Annotated in this window: 13 protein-coding genes; 4 read left to right on the top strand and 9 right to left on the bottom strand. The window is 69.6% G+C overall.

Translation table 11 applies throughout. The features are described 5' to 3' along the window. Nucleotides 1-252: 252 nt before the first annotated feature. From AB0L53_RS30450 to AB0L53_RS30435, 4 genes are all read right to left on the bottom strand, one after another. Nucleotides 253-993, bottom strand: coding sequence for a sulfite exporter TauE/SafE family protein (locus AB0L53_RS30450; RefSeq protein ID WP_364000895.1), 741 nt, complete (start codon nucleotides 991-993; stop codon nucleotides 253-255). Nucleotides 994-1050: 57 nt separating this feature from the next. Further along, a complete protein-coding gene (locus tag AB0L53_RS30445) occupies nucleotides 1051-2658 on the bottom strand; it encodes an AMP-binding protein (protein ID WP_364001052.1) in 1608 nt (535 codons plus the stop codon). 119 nt (nucleotides 2659-2777) lie between these two features. Further along, complete coding sequence (locus tag AB0L53_RS30440; protein ID WP_364000892.1) at nucleotides 2778-3152, bottom strand: hypothetical protein; 375 nt, start codon at nucleotides 3150-3152, stop codon at nucleotides 2778-2780. 52 nt (nucleotides 3153-3204) lie between these two features. Continuing rightward, a complete protein-coding gene (locus AB0L53_RS30435) occupies nucleotides 3205-3615 on the bottom strand; it encodes a hypothetical protein (RefSeq protein WP_364000889.1) in 411 nt (136 codons plus the stop codon). Between the two features lie 241 nt (nucleotides 3616-3856). Between AB0L53_RS30435 and AB0L53_RS30430 the strand changes: the two genes are divergently transcribed. Then, nucleotides 3857-4891 (top strand): hypothetical protein, encoded by a 1035-nt coding sequence (locus tag AB0L53_RS30430; protein WP_364000886.1) that lies wholly within the window; start codon nucleotides 3857-3859, stop codon nucleotides 4889-4891. Between the two features lie 8 nt (nucleotides 4892-4899). Here the strand turns inward: AB0L53_RS30430 and AB0L53_RS30425 are convergent, their stop codons facing one another. Further along, entirely contained in the window at nucleotides 4900-5985 is a 1086-nt protein-coding gene (locus AB0L53_RS30425) for an alpha/beta hydrolase (protein WP_364000883.1), read from the bottom strand. Between the two features lie 192 nt (nucleotides 5986-6177). Continuing rightward, nucleotides 6178-6447 (bottom strand): helix-turn-helix transcriptional regulator, encoded by a 270-nt coding sequence (locus AB0L53_RS30420; protein WP_364000880.1) that lies wholly within the window; start codon nucleotides 6445-6447, stop codon nucleotides 6178-6180. A gap of 89 nt (nucleotides 6448-6536) precedes the next feature. Between AB0L53_RS30420 and map the strand changes: the two genes are divergently transcribed. Both map and AB0L53_RS30410 read left to right on the top strand, forming a co-directional pair. After that, nucleotides 6537-7316, top strand: coding sequence for a type I methionyl aminopeptidase (gene map / locus AB0L53_RS30415; RefSeq protein WP_364000877.1), 780 nt, complete (start codon nucleotides 6537-6539; stop codon nucleotides 7314-7316). A 211-nt stretch (nucleotides 7317-7527) separates the two neighbouring features. Then, nucleotides 7528-8226, top strand: coding sequence for an endonuclease V (locus AB0L53_RS30410; RefSeq protein ID WP_364000874.1), 699 nt, complete (start codon nucleotides 7528-7530; stop codon nucleotides 8224-8226). A gap of 22 nt (nucleotides 8227-8248) precedes the next feature. Here the strand turns inward: AB0L53_RS30410 and AB0L53_RS30405 are convergent, their stop codons facing one another. The 3 genes from AB0L53_RS30405 to AB0L53_RS30395 all read right to left on the bottom strand — a co-directional run bounded on the left by AB0L53_RS30405 (nucleotide 8249) and on the right by AB0L53_RS30395 (nucleotide 10161). Then, nucleotides 8249-8620 carry a hypothetical protein gene (locus AB0L53_RS30405; protein WP_364000871.1) on the bottom strand — a complete coding sequence of 124 codons (372 nt, stop codon included), beginning with the start codon at nucleotides 8618-8620 and terminating at the stop codon, nucleotides 8249-8251. Between the two features lie 72 nt (nucleotides 8621-8692). Continuing rightward, a complete protein-coding gene (locus AB0L53_RS30400) occupies nucleotides 8693-9271 on the bottom strand; it encodes a hypothetical protein (protein WP_364000868.1) in 579 nt (192 codons plus the stop codon). Between the two features lie 92 nt (nucleotides 9272-9363). Further along, on the bottom strand, nucleotides 9364-10161 hold the full coding sequence (locus tag AB0L53_RS30395) for an HAD-IIB family hydrolase (protein WP_364000865.1): 798 nt from the start codon (nucleotides 10159-10161) through the stop codon (nucleotides 9364-9366). 66 nt (nucleotides 10162-10227) lie between these two features. On the opposite strand from AB0L53_RS30395, the gene AB0L53_RS30390 reads away from it, so the two are divergent. Then, nucleotides 10228-11241: a substrate-binding domain-containing protein gene (locus AB0L53_RS30390; RefSeq protein WP_364000862.1), complete on the top strand. Its 1014-nt coding sequence runs from the start codon at nucleotides 10228-10230 to the stop codon at nucleotides 11239-11241. Nucleotides 11242-11252: the final 11 nt, after the last annotated feature.

Here is an 11252-nt window from a genome sequence, read left to right as displayed (position 1 = left end):
TAGTGAATATCGAGGGCTGCCCTAGTTGAGCGTTCGGGAATGCTCTTTCTCTGGCGAATCCGTAGTCTCCCGAAATGCCAGCCGATGCGTGACTACAAGGTCGCCTCGGGCGGCGAACCCGGCCGGTCGAACGCGGCCGGCCCGTTCAACATCGTCGCCGAGTCGCTGCGCCTGGGCGACTTCAGCACCGACGAGATCGCCGAGCTGTATGGCTTCTGGTGGGGTCGGCAGCATGCCGCGCGCTTGCGATCGTCAGCCCACGTACGAGTCGTAGCCGAGTTTGATGGCGACCGCCACCCCGCACGCCGCGGCCACATACCGCAGGCTCTGGCCGGGCATCCGGCGGACGATCTTCGGCCCGAGCCACCCGCCCAGCAGGAACCCGGCCGCCAGCGGCACCGCCGCCCCCCAGTCCACCGGCCCGAACAACGCGAACCCCAGCCCGGCCACGGCGTTCGCCAGCCCGGACAGCATGTTCTTCGCCGCGTTCAGCCGGGCCGGAGACAGGTCGAGGAAGCCCGCCAGCACCGCGAGCATCAGGATCCCGCCCGCCGCCCCGAAGTACCCGACGTAGATCGACACGACGAACAGCGCCACCCGCAGCAACACCCCGTGCTCACCGCCCGGCTTGACGGTCGGCCGCCGGACCAGCAGCAGCGAGGCGCCCGCGATCAACCACGGAGCGATCAGCTCGAACGCCCGCGCCGGGGTCACCAGCAGCAGCAACGCGCCCGTCGCCCCGCCGAGCGCGGTCACCCAGCCCAGTCGCAGCACCCGGGCGCCCTGCCCCACCAGCTCCGGCCGCGACCCGACCGCCGCGCCCACACTGGTGAACATCAGCGCGACGGTGTTCGTGACGTTCGCGGTCAGCGGTGGCAGGCCGAACGCGAGCAGAGCCGGGTAGGAGACGATCGACGCCAGGCTCACCACGGTACTGACCACGCCGGCGGCTACACCTACCCCGAGCAGGCCGAGCACCTCACCGACGATCACCCGACCATGCTAGGCCGTGCCCGTTTTGTCATGACGAGCCGGGTATGCACGGGACCGTCAGGACGCCGTTTCGCCGTCGCCCAGCCCGAGCAGGTCGACCGAGTGCCTGCGCATCTCCACCTTGCGGATCTTCCCGGTGACGGTCATCGGGAAGGCGTCCGCGACGTGGACGTACCGCGGGATCTTGAAGTGCGACAGCCGCCCCGCGCAGAACTCCCTGACCGCCCCGGCCGTCAGCGGCTCGGCGCCCTCCCGCATGATGACCCAGGCCATCAGCTCCTCGCCGTACTTCTCGTCGGGCACCCCGATCACCTGTACGTCCGCGACGTCCGGATGCCGGTACAAAAACTCCTCGACCTCGCGCGGATAGACGTTCTCCCCGCCGCGGATGACCATGTCCTTGATCCGCCCGACCACGTTGACGTAGCCGTCGTCGTCCATGGTGGCCAGGTCACCGGTGTGCATCCAGCGGGCGGCGTCGATGGCCTCGGCGGTCTTGTCCGGCTCGTCCCAGTATCCGAGCATGACCGAATACCCGCGCGTACACAGCTCGCCGGGCTCGCCGCGCGCCACGGTCAGCCCGGTCTCCGGATGCACGATCTTCACCTCGACGTGCGGCAGCACCCGGCCGACGGTCTCGGTCCTGCGGGCCAGGTCGTCGTCGGACCTGGTCATCGTGGACACCGGGGACGTCTCGGTCATGCCGTAGCAGATGGCGACCTCGCGCATGTTCATCTCGCTGACGACGCGCTTCATCACCTCGACCGGGCAGGGTGACCCGGCCATGATGCCGGTCCGGAGCGTGCTCAGGTCGTACCCCTGCGCCACCCCCAGCTCGGCGATGAACATGGTCGGCACGCCGTACAACGACGTGCATCTCTCGTCCTGTACGGCCCGCAGCGTCGCCTCGGGCTCGAAGCTCGGCGCGGGGATCACCACGCAGGCCCCGTGCGAGGTGGCGCCGAGGTTGCCCATGACCATGCCGAAGCAGTGGTAGAACGGCACCGGCAGGCAGACCCGGTCGGCCTCGGTGTAGTGGATCAGCTCACCGACGAAGTAGCCGTTGTTGAGGATGTTGTGGTGCGACAGGGTCGCGCCCTTGGGGAAGCCTGTGGTGCCGGAGGTGTACTGGATGTTGATCGGGTCGTCGCACGACAACTCCGACATGCGGGCCCGCAACCGGTCCTCCGCGACGGTCTCGGCCAGGAGCGCGCCCCAGCCCGGATCGTCCAGGTAGACGGTGTTCGCGAAGCCGATCTCCTCGACCATCGCGCGATAGTCGCTGGTCTTGTGCGTCTGGGCGCTGATCAGCAGCCGCATGCCCGACTGCTTGACGACGTACTCCAGCTCATGGCTCCGGTAGGCCGGGTTGACGTTGACCAGTATCGCGCCGATCTTCGCCGTGGCGTACTGCACGAGCACCCACTCCGCGCGGTTGGGCGCCCAGATGCCCACCCGGTCGCCCTTCGCGATGCCCTTGGCCAGCAGGGCGAGCGCGAGGCGGTTCACGTCGGCGTCGAGCTCGGTGTAGGTCCATCGGCGTCCGGTGGGGACATCGACCAGGGCCTCCCGGTCGCCGAAGGCCGCGACGGTCCGTTCGAGGTTCTCGCCGATCGTCTCGCCCAGGAGGGGGGTCGGCGCGGTGGCGCTGGAGTACGACTGCATGTCCACAGTGTCGGTCTCCTCCCGTCGTACGCACCAGACCCACCCGCGCACCACCACGGCGGCGGTTACGTCGCCGTCGCCGTGGTGGTGCGGCGCTTACCGGTTCAGGTGGAGCGGGTTCAGCACCTGCGCAGGCCGTACTTGCTGGGGTCGGCGTCGAAGGCGCTCGGTGTGTGCACCACGGAGGCCGGCACATACCCGAAGGCACCGAACCTGTCGCCGACGGTTCCGTACCAGGTGGTGTTGCCCCCTGGATGGAGCTCTCCCTGCGTCCAGCAGGTGAACCAGCTCTGCGTGGTGTCGAGGAAGTCCACGGCGTCGACGGGCCGGGGCTCGTGGAACACGGGGAGTCCGCCCTCGTCGTTGGTGCAGTGCAACCTGCCGTCGTGCGGGTCGACCCCGCAGGCTTCCGCGGAGGCGGCGGGCGAGGCCAGCCCGAACAGCGCGAATGCGGTGGCGGCAATGGCCGTGGCGATGACCTGACGCTTGTTCATCTTTGTGTCTCCTTCAGCGTTGTTCTCTTGGAGGGTCCGGACCTCGGCCGCGTCACGGGCCGATGAGGTCGTAGTCGGCCAAGGTGCACTCGCGCAGGCCCGGCGCGGGGTCATGGGCGGTGGCCACATGAACGGCGGGCAGGAAGCCCCAGCCGCGATAGGGCGGCACCGCCTTGTCGCCCGCGGCGAGGTACCAGATGCTGTTGCCGCCGGCATGCGGGCCGCCCTCGACCCAGCACTGGAACCAGCTGAAACTGCTCGTCAGTACGCCGGTCTCCGCGGTCTGGTAGGAGGCGTCGTAGGACAGGGTGACGTTCGGGGTGTTTCCGCAGTAGAGCTTGCCGTCGCTCCGGACCCCGCACTCCGCGGCCGCCGCCAGGGCCGGGGTGGCGGCGGCCCCCGGGAGGGCACCGAACAGGGCCGCGGTCAGGAGGGCGATGGCCGTGACATTGCGGATCATCATGATGGTGGTCTGCCTTTCTGCTCCGTCAGGTGCGGCGGGTTCGCCGCGTTGAGAGCCAGCGAAGCGGCACAGCCCAGGTGTCCAACAGGAGCTCGGACGGACTCGGACGGAATCGAGCCACCCGATGGCCAGGCCCGGACGGCAGGCCGCCGCTGCCGCCATCCCTCGGACACGTTGGGTAATCGCTCGTACACTTTGCGGCAGGGAGGAGTCGAAGGCCGGAGGGCGGGGGTTCGAGGCGATGAGCGAGGGTGGCGAGGAGTCCCAGGTCGTCAGGCAGGTGTCCCGATCCGGGGTGGAGTCGGCGACCTGCCACGAGGATCTGGTGAGGTTGCTGGCCGAGCAGTTCGCGCGGGCCGATACGTCACTGCGGGAGCTGCAGCTGCGGGCGGACAAGGCGGGCGGCACCCGGCTGCCACGGGCGACCTGTGCGGACATGTTGGCCGGCCGGCGCTTCCCCAAGAAGGCGTTGATGATGGCTTTCCTGCGAGCGTGCCGGGTGCCCGAGCATCAGCTCCCGGCGTGGGAAAGGGCATGGGAGCGGGTACGAATCGCCCGGCTGCCCGCCGGGACGGAGCCGGATCGCAACCCCGGCGGCGCGATGCTCGCCCGCCGGACAACCGGGCCGGACGAGACAGGGCCGGCTCCTGTCCCCCGCCGAGGCTGGCGCCAAGCCGCCGTGTCGGCCGTGTTGGCCACGCTGGCGACCGCGGGCGCCCTGAGCGTCATCTTCGATCAGCGGGGTGCGTCACAAGGCATCGTGTCCGACGGTTTCGGCGGCCCTGTGGCTACCGGCCGCATCGTCAGCGATGACGGCCGTGCGTTCAGCGCCGGCGGGTCGAGCCGGTTCACCGCGACCGTCGATCCCGCCAACAGCGGAGTGCGGCTGATCCGCCGCCTGGACGCGGGCGTCGCCCGGCAATACGCCACCATCACCGTCAACGGGAATCCGGCCGGGGCGTGGCGGCAGCTGCCCGGCGACAGCACCTACAAATGGCGGGAGCAGATCGTGGAAATCCCGCGAACCCTGACCGCGGGTCGCCGCTCTCTCACCATCGTCAACACGTTCGTGTCCTCATCCCTGGGCTACAACGAGTTCCTCTACGTCATCGAGCAGAAGATCAACGGGGCCTGGGCGACCGCCGACACGGTCGACATCGGCCCCGACCACACCGCCAGTGAAGCCGCGCACGACTATCACATCGTCGCCGAAGGCTGGGCTGATACCCAGACATTCACCTATCCACCGCGCGAGGAGGATCGGCGAGTCGAGTGAAGTTCGGGTTATCGGAGGGCATCGGTGATGGCGAGGGCGGTGGTGCGCCAGATCGGGGCATGCGGGTCGATCACCGCGAAGTGGTCGCCGGACATTTCCAGATACGTCACGTTATCTCCGGCCTCCTGGGCGGCCCTGGCGTAGCGGCGCGCGAAGTCCACCAGGTCCAGCTCGTCCCCGGACCCTTGGACGATCAGCTGGCGGACCCGCAACGGCAACCTGAGCAGCGGACTCGCCGTACCGACCTCGAGGCCGGTACTGGAGGCTGTGCCGAGGGCGGCGGCGACCGCGCCGGAGCCGAGCCAGCGCCTGTCGCCCTCGACGAGGTCGAGCATCCCCGCCAGCGACACGACCAGCGAAACCCGCGCCCCGTCGGCCACCGCGCGGAAGGCCAGCTGCGCCCCGGCGGAGTGACCGACGACGGCGACCCGGCCGAGGTCGATCGGCGCGGCCACGGTCGACAACGCGGCCAGCCCAGCGGCCGCATCCGCGGTGGTCGCCCGCCACCCGTGCAGGTCGGGACGCCGGTATTCGAGGTTCCACACGGCGAGCCCCCGGCCGACGAGGTCGAGGCAGAGCGCGTCCATGAGATCGGCCGCCCAGTTCGACCGCCAGTTCCCGCCATGAACGAGCACCACGACAGCCGGCCTGTCCACCGCCCCCTCGGGAAGGTACAGCTCACCCCACTGATCGCGATGCGCCCCGTACGCGATCCGCATCCGCGGATGCCGCAGACGGTGTACGGCATGCCGAATCGCCCAGATCAACCCCTCGACGCCACGCCCGTGAACGTGCGTGGCCCCCTCCCCCACCTCAGCCCCGTCCACCCGGGCGAGATCCAGCCACACCAGAGGCCCAAGGCACTGCCCCATGAGCCGTCGCACCTCATCCACCGGCCCCGGAACCACTACGACGGCCGCGGCGGACAACTCACCGTCGCCGCCCGCCATAAGCACCATGACTTCGGCCGCGTCACGAGCGTGCACGAGCGCGCCAGAGACCCCGAGGGCGGCGAACTCGCGTTCGGCGATCTCGCTGAGCAACGCGGCGTCGGCGACCAGCCCTGGGCCGACGACCACCAGGACATCCCTCACGATTCCCGACACTACAGAACCTGCCGCCACTGGTCCGCTATTCGACCTCGCATCGTCGGGATGAGGATGCAGGGCGATACGTCCCGATTCCAGGCGGAGGCCATCGACAACGGCACCCAGCATCGGGAGCCTCGGTGCCGGTAACCCAACGGCCGGTGTCCACCGGGACTCCGTGGGCGGGCGCGACAGCGGCTACGAGACGGCTTCCAGCGGTAGGTCGTTGCCGCGCCAGATAGCTGCCAACACCTGAACCGGCACGTTGAGTGCCTCGCCGAGGCAGACGATCGTGCCGAATCCGGGAGAGGGCAGTCGTCCGGTCTCGATCTTGCGCAGGGTCTCCGGCGAGATGCCGGCCGCGTGCGCGACTTCCGCCAGGTCGCGTCCCGCTCGCGCGTGACGCAGCAGGGCGCCCAGACGCCTGCCGGCTTCGATCTGCTCAGGTGTGAGCGGTTGACGGACCATGCTCCCAAGATAGGGCTGGTATTACTATACCGGCAAGCTGTTAAGGTTGCCGGTATAGTAATACCAGCATCCTGTGACGCGAGGTAATCATGATTGAACTGAAGACGCCTGCGGAGATCCAACGCATGCACGTGGCCGGGCGCTTCGTCGCCGAGGTGCTCTCCGAGGTCGGCCGGCTCGCCGACGTGGGCGTCAACCTCCTGGACCTGGAGCACCACGTGCGCGGCATGATCAAACGGTCCGGGGCGGAGTCGTGCTACTGGGACTACGCGCCGTCCTTCGGACGCGGCCCGTTCCGCAACGTCATCTGCCTGTCGGTCAACGACGCCGTCCTGCACGGAAAACCCCACGACTACACGCTGCGTGACGGCGACGTACTCAGCGCGGACCTCGCGGTCGGCGTCGACGGCTGGGTGGCCGACTCGGCGCGCACGGTCGTCGTCGGGACCGCCGCCGAGGAGGACCTGCGAATTATCCGCGCCACCGAGGAAGCGTTGGAGGCGGCGATCGAGGTGGCGCGTCCGGGCAATCGCCTGGGTGACATCTCGGCGGCCATCTGGGCGGTAGCCCACGACTACGGCTACCCGGTCAACACCGAGTTCGGCGGCCACGGCATTGGCCGCACCATGCACGAGGGGCCCCACGTTTCGAACAAGGGCCGGGCAGGGCGCGGCCTTACGCTCCGGCCGGGCCTGACCCTCGCGCTCGAACCCTGGTTCGCCCGCACGACCGACCGGATCGTCTACGACGCCGACGGCTGGACCATTCGGTCGGCGGACGGCTCGCGCACGGCCCACTCCGAGCACACGGTAGCCATCACCGAGGACGCCCCCTTGGTGCTCACCCGCCGCATAGCTGAGTGCGGGTAGACGCGCAGAGCCTGATGGTCGTGGCCGCGGCACTCGTTGTGGTCGGATGTGCGTGCGGTGTCATGTCCCCGCCGAAGGACGGCTTGAGAAGCTCTTCGTGCAGGTCCCCGAAAGCCGTAGGAACGGTGATCGGCTCCTCGCCGAGGCGTAGTTCCACGCCGTTGTCGGTGACAGTGACGCCCCGGGAGCCGACGGGCATAGGTTGAACCTTGTGCGGGTAAACCAGCTTCACCCCTGGCCGACGAGTACCGCGGAGGCGGAGGCGATCCAGGAGCGCCTCCGGCTTCACCTCGAGCTGACCGGCCCGACCTCGTTCACGTTGGTGGCGGGACTTGACGTGCACTACCACGGCGAGGACGAGGTGGCCGCCGCCGTGGTGGTGCTCTCCACAACCGCCGCCACGGACGACCACGCACAGGGCATGGCGGGCGATCTCGTGGTGGTCGAGCAAGTGGTGGTTCGTGGCAAGGCGCGGTTTCCGTACGTGCCGGGGCTCTTCGCCTTTCGCGAGTTGCCCGCGCTGGTGGAGGCGCTCGAACGGCTCACCGTCACCCCTGACCTGCTGGTCTGCGACGGGTACGGCCTGGCGCACCCGCGCGGGTTCGGCCTGGCCTGCCACCTGGGCGTGCTCACCGGACTCCCTGCGATCGGCGTGGGCAAGACCCACTTCGTCGGCACCCACGACGCCCCGGACCCCGCTCGGGGCGCATGGACGCCGATCGAGCTGGACGGCTCGACCGTGGGCCGGGTCCTGCGTACGCAGTCGACCGTCAAGCCGGTGTACGTGTCCCAGGGCCACCGCGTCACCCTCGACACGGCCTGCGCCGAGGTCCTGCGGCTCTCGCCGTACCACCGCCTGCCGGAGCCCATCCGCAAGGCCGACCACCTGGCCAGACACGGCGACCTGTAACCGTCGATCACCTGTGACCGACTCAGCGGCGCCAAGCCCAGACCAGGAGCCACACGCTCAACCCGAAGACCGCCATCCCGAGCGGCACGTGCACGGTCAGCACACCCGCCCCGCCCACCGCCGACTGCACGAACCCGAGAAGCAGAATCGCCAGCCCGACCAGCGCGGGCCATCCCGCCCCACGCCCCGGCCGCCACATCAGCACGGCCGCGACGAGCTGCGCCAGCCCCAGCACGTGTACGGCCCCCGCCCCCACGTCATGGGACCCCGCCGACGCCCCGCTGAGCAACTGGCCGGCCGTCACGGCCTGGAACAGCACCGCCAGCGTGTTCAGCGCGACGATAATCTTGAACGCGGTCAGATATCCGGTCCCCTTGGCGGCCTGAGTTACCACTCGCTTCTCCTTTGACCTCGTGAGGTCTCCAGGATCTTGCCGCCACGACACCGCGGCATCCGACTCCCGCCGTCATCCTCTGTACGCCGGGAGGCGTACACGGCGAGGCCCGTACCTTCGCTGATCTCCCGTAGGCAGGCACACCCAGCCCATGCGGATGCAACCGGGCCGCCCGGTCGTGGATCTTCTTCGGATTCTCAGCGGCGCCCTCATCCGCGGCACGCACAGGCCGCTCAGGCGCTGGGTCTGGACTCTGACGCTGATCATGATCGTGAGGTCGTCGCCCTCGAAGGTGATCGTCCGGCTCTCCTCGCCGCCGCGGGCGGCCGCCCGCAGCCCGGCCTCCTCGCGCAGCCGCAGAACCTCGGCGTCGGCCGTCTCCACATCCAGGGCGAACTGGACCCGTTCGACCAGCGTCTCGGGCACGGGGTCGAGCACCGAGAACATCTTCCTGATCTCGTCGAGAATGGACTCGTCTGTCGGGTCCAGGTCATCGGGAGGGATCAGGACACGCTCCAGCCACGGTCCTCGGCCGGCAGGCGGCGCAGCTTGGCCGGGCAGCGGCCACACGTGGGACCGATGCCGCCCTTCGGCACCGCGCCCCTCCCCCCGTGGGGCGTACCGTTCGCTCGGGTAGTCGATGGTCAGCATCCGGTGGCCTCCGTCTCAACCGCGCATGAAGCGTATGGAGAAGAGGAGCCACTGCCCGCCGCAGTGATACAACCTGCGGAGTAACAACCGGGTCACAAGCCGTACAGGCCCTCCAGGACCGCGGCCACCCCGTGGTCGTCGTTGGACAGGGTGCGCCGCTCGACGGCCGCCATCACCATGTGGTGGGCGTTGGCCATCGCGTACCCCGCCCCGGCGAAGGCGAGGACGGCGAGGTCGTTGGGCATGTCGCCGAAGGCCACCACCTCGGCCGCGTCCACCCCCCGCTCCTCGCACAGCCGGGCCAGCGTGCCGGCCTTCGTCACCCCGGGAGCGCTGATCTCCAGCAGCCCGCTGCCGCCCGAGTGCGTCACCTCGGCCTGGCCCTCGACGGCCGCGACGGCGGCGGTGAACATCTCGTCCACCGCGTGCGTCGCCGACCAGGCCAGCAGCTTGACGACCGGTTCACCCTCCTCGCAGGCGTCCGTGACCTCGCGGGTGAAGGGCAGGTCCGGGAGGATGCGCCTGGTGTAGGCGGGCTCGACCAGGACGTGCCGGCCGGTCTCCACCGCGAAGGCGACACCGGGCAGGACCTCGCGGAGCGTCTCCATCAGCTTCCTCGCGGCGGCGAGGTCGAGTGCGTACGTGCTGGTGATCTCGCGGCTGTCCAGGTCGTAGACGATGCCGCCGTTGCTGCAGACCGCGGTGCCGGTGACGTCCGCCATCGCGGCGATCGGGTCCACGCCGCGTGGCGGCCGGGCGGTGACGAAGACGATGTCGGCGCCGGCGTCGCGGGCGCGTCCCAGGGCTCGGCGGGTGCGCGGGGACACTGAGCCGGTGGAGTCGAGGAGGGTTCCGTCAAGATCTGTTGCCACGATACGGGGTGCGATCACCTCACCATTAAATCCGGTGCGGCTGAGCAACCCTTTTGGGTATATGTCGGCGTTAGGGAGGAATTCATGCCGAGCAGTCCCAGGCGTACCACGCTGGCCACCGTCGCCGCTTCGGCCGGCGTGTCCGTGGCCACCGTGTCCAAGGTGCTCAACGGCCGCCGCGAAGTCGCGCCTGACACCCGTACGCTGGTGCAGTCCCTGCTGCTGGAACACGGCTACGTCCCGCGCTCGTCACCCCGGGACCGGGCCGATGGGTCGGCCACGGTCGAGATGTGGGTGGACGAGATGTGCGCCTACTCCACCGAGATCATCAAGGGCACGATCGACGCCGGCGCCGAGTCGGGCGTGGCGGTCGTCGTCAGCGGCACGAAAGGCATGGCCGGCGGCGGCACCTCCTGGGCTCGCGACCTGGTCGCCGCCGGGCGGCGGGCGATGATCACTCTTACCAACGGGCCGACCAAGGCCCAGCTCGCCGCACTGTCGCGAGTACGCTTACCCGTGGTCGTCATCGACCCCCTGAACCTGCCGGACGCCCCCGTGACCAGCGTCGGCTGCACCAACTTCGCCGGCGGCCTGTCCGCCACACAGCATCTGCTCGCCCTCGGCCACCGCCGCATCGCCTACCTCGGCGGACCCGCGACCGCGGCCGTCAACCAGGCACGCATGCACGGCTTCCGCGCCGCCATGGAAGCCGCGGGCGTGCCCGTACCTCCCGAATATGTCCGTACTGCGGGCTTCTGCTATCCCCACGGGGTGCAAGAAGGAGCCGCCGTGCTCGACCTGCGCCCCGCGCCGACCGCCATCTTCGCCGCCGGCGACGAGAGCGCCCTCGGCGCCATCCAGGCCGCCAGGGCGCGTGGCCTGCGTGTCCCCGAAGACCTCAGCGTCGTCGGCTTCGACGACACCGAGATCGCGACCATGACCTCGCCGCAGCTGACCACCGTACGCCAGCCGCTGCGCGAGATGGGCGCCGTCGCCCTGCGCACCGCCCTGCGCCTGGCCGCGGGCGAGAGAATCGACTCCCGCCACGTCGAACTCGCCACCGAACTCGTCATACGCGGCTCCACCCTTGCCGCCTGACCACTCAGAAC

This window comes from Nonomuraea sp. NPDC052129 (assembly GCF_040680095.1).
Lineage (GTDB): Bacteria > Actinomycetota > Actinomycetes > Streptosporangiales > Streptosporangiaceae > Nonomuraea.
Note: the sequence above shows the minus strand (reverse complement) of the source record. Positions and strands in the feature narration are given on the sequence as shown.